This window comes from Paraburkholderia sp. PGU19 (assembly GCF_013426915.1).
Lineage (GTDB): Bacteria > Pseudomonadota > Gammaproteobacteria > Burkholderiales > Burkholderiaceae > Paraburkholderia.
In genome coordinates this window covers 992,173-1,007,459 of sequence record NZ_AP023179.1, presented here as the reverse complement: position 1 = coordinate 1,007,459, position 15,287 = coordinate 992,173, and the positions used below count along the sequence as shown (strand labels likewise).

Sequence of the window (15,287 nt, the reverse complement as noted above, 5' to 3'; positions counted from 1 at the left end):
CAAACCTTTGTCTTATTCAATATGTTTATTTGTGGCTCAAACGACGCACGAGCCAATCCCCGAACGACTGCACCAGTTGCACGAAGACGATCAGAATCACCACGACCGTCACCATCACTTCCGGCAGAAAACGTTGATACCCATAACGGATGCCGAGATCGCCCAGACCGCCGCCGCCGATCGCACCCGCCATCGCCGAATAGCCGACCAGCGAGACAAACGTGATCGTCAGACCCGCGACGATGCCCGGCAGCGACTCCGGCAGCAGCACTTTGAACACGATCTGCGAGGCGGTCGCGCCCATCGCTTGCGCTGCCTCGATCAGCCCGCGATCGACTTCGCGCAATGCCGTCTCGGCAAGACGCGCGATGAACGGCGCAGCGGCGATCGTCAGCGGCACGACGGCCGCCGCTGTACCGATCGACGAACCAACCACGAGGCGCGTAAACGGAATCACCGCGACCAACAGAATGATGAACGGCGTCGAGCGCACGGCGTTAACGACCACGCCCATCGCGCGATTGGCGGCGATGTTCTGCAGCACGCCCTGGCGGTCGGTCAGATAGAGCAGCACGCCGAGCGGCAGGCCGACGGCCGCGCCGATCAGCCCCGAGATGCCGACCATGATCAGCGTCTCCCAGAACGACTGCACGAACATATCGAACATTTCACTCAACATACGACAACTCCTCGACCACCACGCCCTGTTCGCGCAGATACGTCAGCGCCTGCGCCACCTTCGCCGGTTCGCCGCCCGCGAGCACCGCGAGCGAGCCAAACGCCTGCCCCTGGATCTCGTCGATCTGGCCGTGCAGGATGTTGAAGTCCAGTTCGTAGCGGCGGATCGTCTCCGAGAGAATCGGCTGATCGACGCCCGAACCCGTGAACGCGAGCCGCAGCAGATGGCCGCTGCCCGTCTTCAGGCGCTCGGCGACGCGCGCCTTCATCGCAGGCGGCAACTCCTGCGCGATCACGTCGCCGATCAGCGCGCGCGTGACTTCGTGGTGCGGTTGCAGGAACACGTCGATGACCTTGCCCTCTTCGACCACGCGGCCGTTGTCGAGCACTGCGACGCGATCGCACACCTGCTTGATGACTTCCATCTGGTGCGTAATCAGCACGATGGTCAGCTTCAATTCGCGATTGATGCGCTTGAGCAGGTCGAGAATCGCGCGCGTCGTTTCGGGGTCGAGCGCGGACGTGGCTTCATCGGAAAGCAGCACTTTCGGCTTGCTCGCGAGCGCGCGGGCAATGCCGACACGCTGCTTCTGCCCGCCGCTGATCTGCGACGGATAGCGGTCCTTCTGCGCCGACAGGCCGACCAGATCGAGCAGCGGCAGCACATGCGCCTCGATCTCCGCGCGCTTCATGCCGGCCAGTTCGAGCGGCAGCGCGACGTTGTCGTACACCGTGCGCGACGACAGCAAATTGAAGTGCTGGAAAATCATGCCGATCTCGCGGCGCGCCTCGCGCAGTTGCGCGGCGGGCATGGTCGTGAGATCGCGGTCGTCGATGACGACATTGCCTTCCGTCGGGCGTGTCAGCAGGTTGATCGTGCGGACCAGCGTGCTCTTGCCCGCGCCGCTGCGTCCGATGATGCCGAACACCTGACCGCGAGGAATCGACAGATTGACGTTGTGCAGCGCTTCGATCCAGCCCCGTGGCCCAGGAAAACGCTGCGATAGGTTGCGTAGTTCGATCATGAAAAACGAAACGGCGGACTTGCCATCGAGCGTTGCACGCCCCGGGCACCCGCCGCCGTGACTTTTATTGGGATTTGAGCCGACAATTTTACCGCAGCCGTGTCATATCCTTTAATAATCAATTCGTCATCTTTCATAACACAGCGGAATTAGAGGATGGCTCCGTTTCAATCGATGCGAACGGTCATGCGCATGCCGCTATGATCGAGCGGACTCAGAAAACATCGGACGATTGCTCATGGAGACCTCCCAAGCCACCGCTTCCGCCGCGCGCAACCCCGAACGGACGGTGACCCTGACGCGCGACGGCCTCGAACTGCCGCTCTATCGCTGGCGCGCGGCGGGGCTGCGTTGCGCGACGGTCGCGCTGGTCCACGGTCTCGCCGAGCACGCGGGACGGTATGCGCCGCTCGCGCAAGCACTCAATGCGAACGGGATCGAACTGATCGCCATCGATCTGCGCGGACACGGCGATGCGCCGGGCCGGCGCGCATGGATCGAACGCTTCGACGAGTATCTGCTCGATGCCGACGCGCTCGTCACCGAGGCCGCCCGCAACGACGGCCCGTTGTTCCTGATAGGCCACAGCATGGGTGGCGCAATCGCGGCGCTTTACGCGATCGACAAGCCGGCGACGCAACGACGCCATTTGAACGGACTGATCCTGTCCAGTCCCGCGCTCGCGCCGGGCCGCGACGTGCCGCGCTGGATGCTGGCGCTGAGCCAGAAGATCAGCCGCGCGTGGCCCAGCTTTCCGGCCATGAAAATCGACGCGGCGCTGCTGTCGCGCGATCCGAGCGTGGTCAACGCGAACCGCAACGATCCTCTCGTGCATCACGGCGCGATTCCCGCGCGCACGGGCGCCGAGCTGCTGCTCGCGATGCAGCGCATCGAACAGGGCCGCGCGGGCTTGCGCACACCACTTTTGATCTGGCACGGCACGGCCGACGAACTCACCGAGCCCAACGGCAGCCGAGACTTCGGCGCGCACGCCGGTTCGCCCGACAAGACGCTGACGCTCTACGAGGGCAGCTATCACGAGACGATGAACGATCTCGACCGCGAGCGCGTGATCGACGCGCTCGTCGCGTGGATTCTGAAGCGGTCGGAATAAGCCGGCCTAACGGCCCGACGTGTGCGGCCAGTCGGGCGGCCGTTTTTCGATGAACGCCTGCACGCCTTCGAGCGCCGACTCGTCCATCATGTTGCAGGCCATCGTCTGCCCGGCCAGTTGATACGCGGCTTCGATGCCCATTTCGAGCTGCCGGTAGAACAGGCCCTTGCCTGCTTCGACAGCCGCGCGCGGCTTCGCGCAAATGCCCTTCGCGAGCGCGGCGACTTCGGCATCGAGCATGTCGAGCGGCACCACGCGATTCACGAGGCCTTGTTGCTTCGCCGCCATTGCGTCGATGAAGTCGCCCGTCAGCAGCATTTCGAGCGCGGCCTTGCGCGACAGATTGCGCGACAGCGGCACCGACGGTGTCGCGCAAAACAGCCCGAGATTGACACCCGACACGGCGAAGCGTGCGGTATCCGCGGCAACGGCGAGATCGCACATCGCGACGAGCTGACAGCCCGCCGCCGTCGCCGTGCCATGCACGCGCGCGATCACCGGCTGCGGCAGGCGCTGGATCGCGAGCATCATTTTCGTGCAGCGCGCGAACAGCGACTGGTAGTAATCGAGCGACGGCGCCGCGCGCATTTCCTTCAGATCGTGCCCAGCGCAAAACGCGCGGCCCGCGCCCGCGATCACGACGACGCGCGCGTCGCTCTTCGCAATGTCGGCGAGATGCGTCTGCATGTGGTCGAGCAGCGCCTCGGAAAGCGCATTGAACGCATTGGGACGGTTCAGCGTGAGACGCACGACGCCCCGAAGGTCATAAGCGTCTTGCGTGATTTCGATCAGTGGAGCCGCTGCGTCTGCACTCATGATGTGATGGTCTCTCTTCCGATGCTCGGCGCCTGCGTTCAGATATCGGCAAGCGCCCGCACGTGCGCGACGACGCTGCGCCCCAGCGCCGACAGGTTGTAGCCGCCTTCCAGACAACTGACGATGCGCCCTTTCGCGTACTTCGCCGCAACCTGACGAATCTGCTCCGTGATCCACGCATAGTCGTCCTCGACGAGCGCCATGTTGCCGAGATCGTCCTCGCGATGCGCGTCGAAACCCGCCGACACGAACAGCATCTGCGGCTTGAATGCGTCGAGACGCGGCAGCCAGATCATGTCGACGGCCTCGCGCACGACCATGCCCTTCGAGCGTGCGGCAATCGGCACATTGCACATGTTCGGCGCCTGATTATCGGCGCCCGTGAACGGATAAAACGGATGCTGGAAGATGCTGCACATCAGCACGCGCGAGTCGTTGGAAAAAGCGGCCTCGGTGCCGTTGCCGTGATGCACGTCGAAATCAATGATCGCGACACGCTCGAGTCTATGCACGTCGAGCGCATGACGCGCGGCAATCGCGACGTTGTTGAAAAAGCAGAAGCCCATCGCGCGCGCCGGCTCCGCGTGATGACCCGGCGGCCGCACGCTGCAAAACGCGTTGTCGTAACGACCTTCGATGACGGCATCCGTCGCCGCGACAGCCGCGCCCGCTGCGCGCAACGCCGCGTTCCACGTATGCGGGTTCATCGACGTGTCGGGATCGATCTCCGCGTAGCCCTCGCTCGGCGCGCGCTCGCGGATGAAGTCGACGTGCGCCTTCGTATGCACGCGCAACAGCGCGGCTTCGTCGGCAAGCGGCGCGGACTCGCGCTCGATCAGCTCGCCGATGCGGCTCGCGATCAGCTGGTCTTCGATCGCCTGCAGCCGGGCCGGGCATTCGGGATGCCATTGACCCATCTCATGCTGCAGACAGTCTGCGTGTGAAAAGAAACCGGTTGCCATGTTTTGATTTCGGGCAGCGCGCCTCGCGAAGTGCGAAAGCGCGTTGCATGTCTCCGTCCATTGACGCAAGCAGGTTGCGCGAATACTACGAAGTTACCACACGATGCGCCGAGACCGTGATGCCGCAACGCTTCTGCACAGTTTCGCGAACCCCGTCGGGTATACTGCCCCGTAACTTTTTTTGCCCGCCCACATCCCAGTTCACCATGACCGTCAAGCTTGCTCCGTCCGCACACTATCGGCTACGCGCAACGACTGTAGCCGCCGCACTGTCCATCGCATGGTGCGCGTTCGCGGGAGTCGGCCCGGCTTCGGCGCAGACCGTCAGCAAGCCGCGCGTGCAGCTTGCGCAAGGACAGCCCGAGCAACCGTCGCAAGGACAGACGTTCGAAGAAGAGATCGTTCCGCAGCGCTACGCGAACAACGCCGATGTCGATTCGTTCATCAACGACATGGCCGCGCGTCGGGGCTTCGATCCGGCGGCACTGCATGCGCTGTTCGCGCGCGTCAGCTATTCAGCGACGGCCGTGAAGCTCGTGACGCCGTCGCCGACGCCGTCGGTCAAGAACTGGCGCGTGTATCAGGGGCGCTTTCTCGACCCGGTACGCATCAACGCTGGCGTGAAGTTCTGGCGCGCGAACCAGGCGACGCTGCAACGCGCGTACGAGCAATATGGCGTGCCGCCTGAAGTGATCGTCGGGATTATCGGCGTCGAGACGATCTATGGACGCTACATGGGCAACTTCCGCGTGCTCGACGCGCTGACCACGCTCTCGTTCGATTACCCGAACACGCCGAATCGCGCGGACCGGATGATCACGTTCCGCAAGAATCTCGAAGACTACCTGGTGTGGACGCGCGATTCTCAAATCGATCCGACCACCGTACTCGGTTCGTACACGGGCGCGATCGGCATTCCGCAATTTCTGCCTAGCAGCATCGTTCAATACGCGGTCGATTACGACGGCAACAAGCGGATCGATCTGCGCACCAGTCAAGCCGATGCGATCGGCAGCGTCGCGAATTATCTGAACAAGAACGGCTGGGAAACGGGCCGCCCCGTCGTGTGGAATATCGCTACCGATACAGGCAGCCTCGGCATCGCGCAAGCGGCCGCGACGGGCGCGCCGGAGCCGCGCTGGTCGCTGCAGCAACTGCTGAAGGCGGGCATGCTGATGAATCAGCCTGGGCTCGATACGACGGCGGAAGCGGGCACGCCCGTGACTGTCGTCGATCTGCCTTCGCCGGGCCGGCCGACGGAATACACGCTGGGCCTGAAGAACTTCTATGTGCTCACGCGCTACAACCGCAGCTTTTTCTATGCGCTGGCCGTGTATCAGCTTGGCGAGCGCGTGAAGGCGCAGATGGCCGCGACGGAAGCCGGCAATGCGTCGACGCCCGCAGAGTCGCAATAGTCGCTCACGTTTTCAATCCATGCGAAAACGCCGGCTTCCGCCGGCGTTTTCTTTTACTGACATCGCCGCACGCGGCGAGTTGCGTCACGCAGGGAACACACCCGTCGACAGATAACGGTCGCCGCGATCGCAGACGATGAACACGATCGTCGCGTTCTCGACCTGGCGCGCGATGCGCAGCGCCACTTCGCACGCGCCCGCCGACGAAATGCCGCAGAACACGCCTTCGACAGCCGCCATCCGGCGCGCCATCGCCTCCGACGCTGCCTGGCTCACGTTCTCGACGCGATCGACGCGGCTGCGGTCGAAAATTTTCGGCAGATACGCTTCCGGCCATTTGCGGATGCCCGGAATGCGCGAGCCCTCTTCCGGCTGCGCGCCGATAATTTCGATTCCCGGATTCTGTTCCTTCAGATACTGCGACACGCCCATGATCGTGCCCGTCGTGCCCATCGCCGATACGAAGTGCGTGATGCGGCCTTCCGTGTCGCGCCAGATTTCGGGGCCCGTCGCTTCGTAATGTGCGAGCGGATTATCCGGATTGGCGAACTGGTCGAGGATGATGCCCTTGCCTTCGCGCTGCATCTGCTCGGCGAGATCGCGTGCGTACTCCATGCCGCCCGTGACGGGCGTCAGCAGGATCTGCGCGCCATATGCGGCCATGCTCTGACGGCGCTCCAGCGACAGATCCTCGGGCATGATCAGGATCATCTTGTAGCCCTTGATCGCCGCCGCCATCGCGAGCGCGATGCCCGTGTTGCCGCTCGTCGCTTCGACCAGCGTGTCGCCCGGCTTGATGCGTCCGCGCTGTTCCGCTTTCTTGATCATCGAAAGTGCCGGGCGGTCTTTCACCGAACCGGCCGGATTGTTGCCCTCCAGCTTGCCGAGCACCACGTTGTTGCGGCTGCGGATGTCGTCGTCCACGAGGCGGACGAGCTGAATGAGGGGCGTATTGCCGATCGTGTCTTCAATCGTTTTGTAAGCCATATCGGTGCGTGCTGTGACGGTGCGCGAAGTCTTGAATCCATCGATTCTAAACTACCGGGCGTCGTGCTGCCGGCTGCCCCTGATGCACACATGGATGCCATCGGGCCGCTTCGTCGTCTTGCGAGGCGACCGCAGAAACGCAAAAAACCGCGGCAGGCTGGATCTGCCGCGGGAGCCAGTCATCTGAATGACGGCTGAAGGGAGGTTTGTGGCAACCCCGCCCATGAAGAGTCGAAGCTCAGAACGAACGCCCGCCGCACGCGGAGACACGCATCGGGCGCCCGCTTCATGCGGTCAGATCAATAGGCTACTTCTTGACCACCACGGCCGTGTCGTTCTTCGCAGCGGGCGCAGCTTTCGTGTTCGGCCCCGCAGCCTGTGCGCCAGCAGCAGCGACAGCCGTCGCACCAGCGCCCGACGTACCGACAGCGAGGCCCTCAGCCTGCAGACGCTCGACGGTATGACCGCCCAGACCCTTGACCCGCTTGCTGAGATCCGCCGCGTCCTTGAACGGACCGTGCGCGGCGCGTTCGTCGAGAATGGCTTTCGCCTTCGCGGGACCAATGCCCTTGATGCCGCGCAGCGCGGATTCGTTAGCGGAATTGACGTCGACCGACGCGAACGCCTGGCCGAAAGCGGCGAGCATGGCCGCCGTGACGAGGATTTTTTTGAACATGTGGAATCTCCCTGAAACACCGGCTGGTGACGATCACCAACCGGGAGACTCCAGTGTAGAGAGGTGTACGAACGATTTACACCTGGCCGAATAGCCAACGCACGTAGCGGTCGACGCCTTCCTGCACGGTCAGGAACGGCGCGTCGTAGCCCGCTGCGCGCAGCTTCGTCTGATCGGCCTGCGTGAAGCACTGATACTTGCCGCGCAGTGCATCGGGGAACGGCACGTATTCGATCAGCCCGCGCTGCACCAGTTCCGGCAGCGACAACGCGACTTCACCGTCGAGCACGCGCAGCGTGTTGACGACCGTCGACGCGATATCGTTGAACGGTTGCGCGCGTCCGCTGCCCAGATTGAAAATGCCCGACTTCTCCGGGTGATCGAAGAAATACAGGTTGACCTTCGCCACGTCTTCGACGGAGACGAAATCGCGCGTCTGCTCGCCCGCTGCGTAACCGTTGTACTCGCCGAACAGCTTGACTTTGCCTTCGGCGCGGAACTGGTTGAAGTTGTGAAACGCGACGGACGCCATGCGCCCCTTGTGCGCTTCGCGCTGCCCGTACACGTTGAAGTAGCGAAACCCTGCGATCTGGCTCTTCGCCGTGGGCAGCACGCGGCGGATCACCTGGTCGAACAGGAATTTCGAATAGCCATATACGTTGAGCGGCGCTTCGACCTCGCGCTCTTCGACGAAGCGTGTCGAGCCGCCATACGTCGCCGCCGACGACGCATACAGAAACTGCACGCCTTGCGCGAGGCACGCATCGAGCACTGCGCGGCTATAGCGGAAGTTGTTATCCATCATGTAGCGGCCGTCGGTTTCCATCGTGTCCGAACAGGCGCCTTCGTGGAAAATCGCACGCACCTTGCCGAAGTCGCCGCGCGCAAAGCGCTCGACGAATTCGGTCTTGTCGAGATAGTCGTCGATTTCGCAATCGACGAGATTCTTGAATTTGTCGGCGAGCGTCAGATTGTCGACGGCGATGATGCGGTCTTCGCCGCGCTCGTTGAGCGCCTTGACGATATTGCTGCCGATAAAACCAGCCGCGCCGGTGACGATGAGTGTCATGATCGTCCTGCTGTAATGAGAGTCAACGGATGCGGAAATGAACCGCGCGCCGCGCAATCAAGCTGGCGCGCGCGGCATCAATGATGAAAGAGTTCGTCGTAGTCGACGGTGGCCGTACCGAGCTTGGCGACCACGATTCCCGCTGCGCGATTCGCGAGCGACACGGCTTCGTCGAGCGGCAGGCCCGCGCCAAGCATCACGGCGAGCGTCGCGATCACGGTGTCGCCTGCGCCGGACACATCATACACTTCGCGAGCTACAGCCGCCGCGTGCAAGACGCCTTCGTCGGAGAAGAGCGTCATGCCCTCTTCCGAGCGCGTGAGCAGCAGCGCTTTCAGATCGAGCTCGGCGCGCAGCTTCGCCACGCGTGTGTGCAAATCGGCTTCGGATTTCCACTGCCCGACCACTTCGCGCAACTCCGCGCGGTTCGGCGTGATCAGCGTCGCGCCGCGATAGCGCTCCCAGTCGTCGCCCTTCGGATCGACCAGCACCGGCTTGCCCGCCGCGCGCGCCTTCGCGATCATCTGCGTGACGTGCGTGAGGCCGCCCTTCGCGTAGTCCGACATCAGGATCACGTCATGAGTGGGCAGCAACGCGTCGTAGCGAGCGAGGCCGGCGAGCAGCGCTTCGTGCGCGGGCGCTTTTTCGAAGTCGACGCGCAACAGTTGCTGCTGACGCGACAGCACGCGCAGCTTGATCGTCGTCGGCAATTCCGGGTCGCGCTCCAGATACGGCGCGACGCCGCTATCGCCGAGCAGTTGTACGACGCGCTCGCCCGGCTCGTCATGGCCGACCACGCACAGCAGGCCCGCCTGCGCGCCGAGCGCCGCCGCGTTGCGCGCGACGTTCGCCGCGCCGCCCAGCCGGTCCTCCTGCTTTTGCACCAGCACTACGGGCACGGGCGCTTCCGGCGAAATACGATTGACGTCGCCGAACCAGTAACGGTCCAGCATCACATCGCCGACCACCAGCACGCGCGCCGCCGCCAGCCGTTCGCGCGCGATGACGCCCACCTCGGGTGCAAGCGTCGCGCCCTCAGGCACGGTCGGAGTCGGATGAATGTTCAGCGGGTCGTGCATACGGACGTCCAATCGAGTGATAGTCGATGCCGAGTTCGGACATCGCTTCGGGTTCGTACAGATTGCGGCCGTCAAAAATCAGCGGCGTTTTCAGCTCGGCCTTCAGGTGCGTGAAGTCCGGGCTCTTGAACTCCTTCCATTCCGTGACGATGACGAGTGCATCGGCGCCCGCGAGCGTTTCGTCCTGCGTGCTCGTGAAGTGCAGGCGCGCCTGGTGATCGGGCGCGCTGGCGAGATCGAGTGCAAATACGCGCTTTGCCTCCGCCGTCGCGACGGGATCGTACGCGCGCACCGTCGCGCCGCGCGCGAGCAGTTGCGCGATTACGCGGCGGCTCGGCGCCTCGCGCATGTCGTCGGTATTCGGCTTGAACGAGAGACCCCACACAGCGAAGGTGCGGTCGCTCAGATCTTCGCCGAGCGCGTCCGTGATCTTGCGCACGAGCACTTCCTTCTGCTCGTGGTTCACTTCTTCGACGGCTTCCAGAATGCGCAGGCTGTGGCCCATCTCGCTGCCCGTGCGGATCAGCGCCTGCACGTCCTTCGGAAAGCACGAGCCGCCATAACCGACGCCCGCGTACAGGAAGTGATAGCCGATGCGCGGGTCCGAGCCGATGCCGCGGCGCACGGCTTCGATGTCCGCGCCGACCGTATCGGCCAGATTTGCCATCTCGTTCATGAACGAGATGCGCGTGGCGAGCATCGCGTTAGCCGCGTACTTCGTGAATTCGGCCGAGCGCACATCCATGTAAAGCGTGCGCTCGTGATTGCGGTTGAACGGCGCGTACAGGCGGCGGATCTTCTCGCGCGCCTTGTCGCCGTCTTCGTCATTGTCGACGCCGACGACGATACGGTCCGGCCGCATGAAGTCGTCGACGGCTGCGCCTTCCTTCAGGAACTCCGGATTCGACACGATCGAGAACCGATGCTGCGCGCTGTCCGCGAGACCGCGCTTCTCCAGTTCTTCCGCGATCACCGCGCGCACGCGCTGCGCAGTGCCGACGGGCACCGTCGACTTGTCGACGATCACCTTGAAGCCGTTCATCGTGCGGCCGATGTTGCGGGCCGCTTCGAGCACATATTGCAGGTCGGCGGAGCCGTCTTCGTCGGGTGGCGTGCCCACGGCGATGAACTGGATCTCACCGTGCGCGACACTCGCCTCGACATCGGTCGAAAACGTGATGCGCCCCGCTGCGCGCGAGCGCGCGATGATCTCCCGCAGGCCCGGCTCATGGATCGGCATGCCGCCGTTGTTGAGAATGTCGATCTTGCGCGGATCGACGTCCAGACAGAAAACGTCGTTGCCGACTTCGGCAAGACATGCGCCCGTGACGAGACCTACGTAACCCGTGCCGATAATAGTGATTTTCATACGCTTCCCGGTAGATGGAGCCGGTTCAATGTTCAACGCTTCGATGCTGCGTGACGGCTTTGCTGCCTGCGTTCATGCGGGTGCCTGACCTCAGCTCGACGCCGTGATCGGCTCGACGCGGCGCGGCGCATAGCTTTCCCAACCGCTGCAGCCCGGACACTGCCAATAGAACAGGCGCGCCCGGAAGCCGCAATTCTGGCACGTGTACCGTGGCAGATTTTTGGTGCGCTGACGGATCAGCGTGCGCATCAACTCCAGTTCGCTGCGGCGCGGTTCTTCGGCGACCGCCTGCTGTGCTTCGAGCAGGCGCGTCATGCCGGCGAGATTCGGTGACTTCTGCATCTGCGTGCGCGCGAGCGCGTGCGCCGCTTCGGGACCGCGCAGCGCCGACACATGCTGATACGCGACGTCGAGCAGATCATTCGACGGATAACGGTCCACCCACGTCGTCAGCAGATCCGCGCCCGCTTCCTGACGGCCAAGCGCTTCGTAGGCCTTCATCAGCTTTTCAGCGACGAGCGGCAGATACGCCGCATTCTGTTGCTCCACATGCAGCCACTGTTCGATCGCCTTTTCGTGCTCGCCGGCCGCCGCATCGACGTCGCCGAACAGGATCGTCGCGCGCACGTTCTGCGGATACGCCTTCAATGCGAGATCCAGCTGACGGCGGGCTTCGTCCGGGTTCTTCTGCTGCAGCGCTTCTTGTGCGAGTTCGCAATGGAAGTGGCCGATTTCCTTATCGAGCGACGCCGCGCCCATCGTTTCAAGCCGGCGCGCGGTATCGATCGACTTGTTCCAGTCTTTCTCGATCTGATAGATCGTGAGCAGCGAGCGCTGCGCGCCGAGTGCGTAGTCGCCCGATTGCAGGGCCTTGAACGTCTCTTCCGCGCGGTCCAGCAGGCCCGCCTTAAGGAAGTCCTGCCCGAGTTCGTACAGCGCGTGATCGCGCTCGTTGACGGGCAAGTCCGCGCGGCTCAGCAGGTTCTGATGCACGCGGATCGCGCGATCCGTTTCACCGCGGCGGCGGAACAGGTTGCCGAGCGCGAAGTGCAGTTCAATCGTTTCCGGATCGAGCTTGACGACTTCGATGAAGGCGTCGATGGCCTGGTCCGGCTGCTCGTTCAACAGAAAGTTTAGTCCGCGAAAATAAGAACGCGGCAGGTTGGCGCTTTCGGACAACAGCGCCTTGAGGTCGTAACGCGCAGCCACCCAGCCGAACGCGAACGCGACGGGTATGACGAGCAGCCACCAGAGGTCTAGATCCATGCGAATGTGCGGAGTGCGAAAGAGGCCGCGCGAGTGGCGCGCGGCGTGAAAGGGCTAGATGAGCGGCGGCATAGGCGGCTCTTCGACGACAGCGGGCGTTTCGCGCGCCACGCGCAGTTCGCGCTTGAGCCGGCCGTTTTCCATCCGCAACCGGAACATTGCCGGCAGCGACGACACGAGACCGGCCAGAAGGCCCACGACGAAGAACGCCAGGCCGATCAGAATCAACGGCGCCTGCCACGAATACCCGGCGAGGAAATTCAGCGTAGCGCTTTGCGTATTGGACAGTGCAAGCACCAGCAGCAGCACGAACACCAGCACGCGAATCAGCCAGACGATAAATTTCATGTATTGATCTCTTGACGGCGGTTGCGGGATGACGCCGGCTTGATGACGCGTCGCGCCACGGTGTTTGCCCGCGCCGAAGTGACCCGTATTGTAAATGAAGCCTAAGACGACTGGCACAGCCGTGCGGATCGCGATGCCTTACTGTCGTTTATCCGCTTGAAAATGGTGCGCAATCGGCGGATTGCTGCCTTGCGCGCATCGGGGAACGCACAAGGCCGATTCGCCCGGAAGGCAGAGGTGTCAACCATGTCCTCGTACGGTCAATGGCGACGACCAACGTCCTGACAACGGACGAAAAAAAAGCGCCCTAAGGCGCTTTTTCTGGTCAATGCCGTCTGACTGACGTAGCCACGGCGAGCTTCAACCTGAACTGCGAATACAACACAGAGCCGGCTTAGAGATCGTCGTCCTCGGATTCAGCTTTCAAAGGCTCGCCCGCACGACGATCGACGCGCTCGCGCAATTCCTTGCCAGGCTTGAAGTGCGGCACGAATTTCTCCGGCACCAACACCTTTTCGCCCGATTTCGGGTTGCGCCCGACGCGGGATGGACGGCGGTTCAGGCCGAAGCTGCCGAAGCCGCGAATTTCGATGCGATGGCCGTTCGCCAGAGCGTCCGACATCGCATCGAGCATCGTCTTCACCGCGAAATCCGCATCCTTGAGGACAAGTTGCGGAAATCGCGTAGCCAGCTGGGCGACCAATTCTGATTTGGTCATACTGCAGCAGACCCCTTAAGGCTTACTGATTCTGGCCGTCGAGCTTGGCCTTCAGCAGCGCGCCCAGGTTCGTCGTGCCGCTGGCTGCCGAGCTGGTGTCAGCTGCCAGGCCGCGAATCGCTTCCTGTTGCTCAGCCGAATCCTTCGCCTTGATCGACAGGTTGATGCCACGCGACTTGCGGTCGATGTTGATGATCATCGCATTGACCTTGTCGCCTTCCTTCAGCACGTTGCGAGCGTCTTCCACGCGATCTTGTGCGATTTCCGAAGCGCGCAGGTAGCCTTCGACGTCCGCCGTCAGCTGAACCACTGCACCCTTCGCGTCAACCGTCTTGACCACGCCGTCAACGATCGAACCCTTGTCGTTCATTGCAACGAAGTTGCTGAACGGGTCGCCTTCGAGCTGCTTGATACCCAGCGAAATACGTTCCTTCTCGACGTCGATGCCGAGAACGATCGCTTCCACTTCGTCGCCCTTCTTGTACTTGCGGACAGCTTCTTCGCCCGTTTCCGACCACGACAGGTCCGACAGGTGAACCAGACCGTCGATGCCGCCAGGCAGACCGATGAAGACACCGAAGTCGGTGATCGACTTGATTGCGCCCTGGATCTTGTCGCCCTTCTTGAAGTTGCGGCTGAAGTCATCCCACGGATTCGGCTTGCATTGCTTCATGCCGAGGCTGATACGGCGGCGGTCTTCGTCGATTTCGAGAACCATGACTTCGACTTCGTCGCCCAGCTGGACAACCTTCGACGGCGCAACGTTCTTGTTCGTCCAGTCCATTTCCGAAACGTGGACAAGGCCTTCGATGCCCGATTCGACTTCAACGAACGCGCCGTAGTCGGTGATGTTCGTGACCTTGCCGAACAGACGCGTGCCCGACGGGTAACGGCGCGAGATGCCTTCCCACGGATCGTCGCCCAGTTGCTTGATACCGAGCGAGACGCGGTTCTTCTCTTGATCGAACTTGAGGATCTTTGCGGTGACTTCCTGGCCAACCGACAGAACTTCGCTCGGGTGACGCACGCGACGCCATGCAATGTCGGTGATGTGCAGCAGGCCGTCGATGCCGCCGAGGTCCACGAACGCGCCGTAGTCGGTGATGTTCTTGACCACGCCTTCGACGATCGCGCCTTCCTTCAGCGTTTCGAGCAGCTTTGCGCGCTCTTCGCCTTGCGTCGCTTCGATGACAGCGCGGCGCGACAGCACGACGTTGTTACGCTTGCGGTCCAGCTTGATGACGCGGAATTCCAGCGTCTTGCCTTCGTACGGCGTCGTATCCTTCACAGGGCGCGTGTCGACCAGCGAGCCCGGCAGGAATGCGCGAATGCCGTTGACCATGACGGTCATGCCGCCCTTGACCTTGCCCGTGATGGTGCCCGTCACGAGTTCGTTGTTGTCGAGGGCCTTTTCCAGCGACAGCCACGAAGCCAGACGCTTCGCCTTGTCGCGCGACAGGATGGTGTCGCCGTAGCCGTTTTCCAGCGCGTCGATCGCGACGGAAACGAAGTCGCCCGCCTGCACTTCTACCTCGCCCGCGTCATTCAGAAACTCTTCGAGCGGGATGTAGGCTTCGGACTTGAGACCAGCGTTGACGACCACGAAGTTGTGGTCGACACGCACGACTTCGGCGGAGATCACTTCGCCAGCGCGCATGTCTTGCTTGGTCAGCGACTCTTCGAACAGAGCCGCAAAAGATTCGGTATTCGGGGTAGAGGTTTGCAGGTCGGACATAAAAATCTGAATTTGCATGGTTCTCGCAGC

15 protein-coding genes are annotated in these 15,287 nt (G+C 62.7%); 2 read left to right on the top strand and 13 right to left on the bottom strand.

From position 1 onward, the window contains the following. Positions 1-25: 25 nt before the first annotated feature. Positions 26-679 carry a methionine ABC transporter permease gene (locus tag H1204_RS04580; RefSeq protein WP_180730070.1) on the bottom strand — a complete coding sequence of 218 codons (654 nt, stop codon included), beginning with the start codon at positions 677-679 and terminating at the stop codon, positions 26-28. Further along, entirely contained in the window at positions 669-1,703 is a 1,035-nt protein-coding gene (locus H1204_RS04575; protein WP_180730068.1) for a methionine ABC transporter ATP-binding protein, read from the bottom strand. The genes H1204_RS04580 and H1204_RS04575 overlap by 11 nt, the downstream gene beginning before the upstream one ends. A gap of 238 nt (positions 1,704-1,941) precedes the next feature. Between H1204_RS04575 and H1204_RS04570 the strand changes: the two genes are divergently transcribed. Then, positions 1,942-2,817 (top strand): alpha/beta hydrolase, encoded by an 876-nt coding sequence (locus H1204_RS04570; protein WP_180730067.1) that lies wholly within the window; start codon positions 1,942-1,944, stop codon positions 2,815-2,817. Between the two features lie 6 nt (positions 2,818-2,823). On the opposite strand, the gene H1204_RS04565 is transcribed toward H1204_RS04570, so the two are convergent. Together H1204_RS04565 and H1204_RS04560 are read right to left on the bottom strand one after the other, a co-directional pair. Beyond that, positions 2,824-3,633 (bottom strand): enoyl-CoA hydratase, encoded by an 810-nt coding sequence (locus H1204_RS04565; protein ID WP_180730065.1) that lies wholly within the window; start codon positions 3,631-3,633, stop codon positions 2,824-2,826. Between the two features lie 38 nt (positions 3,634-3,671). Further along, entirely contained in the window at positions 3,672-4,595 is a 924-nt protein-coding gene (locus tag H1204_RS04560) for a histone deacetylase family protein (protein WP_180730064.1), read from the bottom strand. 206 nt (positions 4,596-4,801) lie between these two features. Between H1204_RS04560 and mltB the strand changes: the two genes are divergently transcribed. Then, a complete protein-coding gene (gene mltB / locus H1204_RS04555; RefSeq protein WP_180730062.1) occupies positions 4,802-6,010 on the top strand; it encodes a lytic murein transglycosylase B in 1,209 nt (402 codons plus the stop codon). An 84-nt stretch (positions 6,011-6,094) separates the two neighbouring features. On the opposite strand, the gene cysM is transcribed toward mltB, so the two are convergent. The 9 genes from cysM to rpsA all read right to left on the bottom strand — a co-directional run bounded on the left by cysM (position 6,095) and on the right by rpsA (position 15,275). Further along, a complete protein-coding gene (gene cysM / locus H1204_RS04550; protein WP_180730060.1) occupies positions 6,095-6,997 on the bottom strand; it encodes a cysteine synthase CysM in 903 nt (300 codons plus the stop codon). A gap of 307 nt (positions 6,998-7,304) precedes the next feature. Beyond that, complete coding sequence (locus tag H1204_RS04545) at positions 7,305-7,673, bottom strand: helix-hairpin-helix domain-containing protein (RefSeq protein WP_042314510.1); 369 nt, start codon at positions 7,671-7,673, stop codon at positions 7,305-7,307. A 76-nt stretch (positions 7,674-7,749) separates the two neighbouring features. Beyond that, on the bottom strand, positions 7,750-8,742 hold the full coding sequence (rfaD, locus tag H1204_RS04540) for an ADP-glyceromanno-heptose 6-epimerase (RefSeq protein WP_180730058.1): 993 nt from the start codon (positions 8,740-8,742) through the stop codon (positions 7,750-7,752). Positions 8,743-8,819: 77 nt separating this feature from the next. Beyond that, positions 8,820-9,821, bottom strand: coding sequence for a D-glycero-beta-D-manno-heptose-7-phosphate kinase (rfaE1, locus tag H1204_RS04535; RefSeq protein ID WP_243468554.1), 1,002 nt, complete (start codon positions 9,819-9,821; stop codon positions 8,820-8,822). After that, positions 9,778-11,190 carry a UDP-glucose/GDP-mannose dehydrogenase family protein gene (locus H1204_RS04530; RefSeq protein ID WP_180730057.1) on the bottom strand — a complete coding sequence of 471 codons (1,413 nt, stop codon included), beginning with the start codon at positions 11,188-11,190 and terminating at the stop codon, positions 9,778-9,780. The genes rfaE1 and H1204_RS04530 overlap by 44 nt, the downstream gene beginning before the upstream one ends. Positions 11,191-11,280: 90 nt before the next feature. Beyond that, positions 11,281-12,456, bottom strand: a complete 1,176-nt coding sequence (gene lapB, locus H1204_RS04525) for a lipopolysaccharide assembly protein LapB (RefSeq protein ID WP_180730055.1) — start codon at positions 12,454-12,456, stop codon at positions 11,281-11,283. A 54-nt stretch (positions 12,457-12,510) separates the two neighbouring features. Further along, positions 12,511-12,804 (bottom strand): LapA family protein, encoded by a 294-nt coding sequence (locus H1204_RS04520; RefSeq protein ID WP_007576449.1) that lies wholly within the window; start codon positions 12,802-12,804, stop codon positions 12,511-12,513. 394 nt (positions 12,805-13,198) lie between these two features. After that, a complete protein-coding gene (locus H1204_RS04515) occupies positions 13,199-13,522 on the bottom strand; it encodes an integration host factor subunit beta (RefSeq protein ID WP_180730053.1) in 324 nt (107 codons plus the stop codon). Positions 13,523-13,544: 22 nt separating this feature from the next. Next, the gene (gene rpsA, locus H1204_RS04510) at positions 13,545-15,275 is read right to left on the bottom strand and encodes a 30S ribosomal protein S1 (protein ID WP_054934080.1); all 1,731 of its coding nucleotides are present in this window, start codon (positions 15,273-15,275) and stop codon (positions 13,545-13,547) included. Positions 15,276-15,287: the final 12 nt, after the last annotated feature.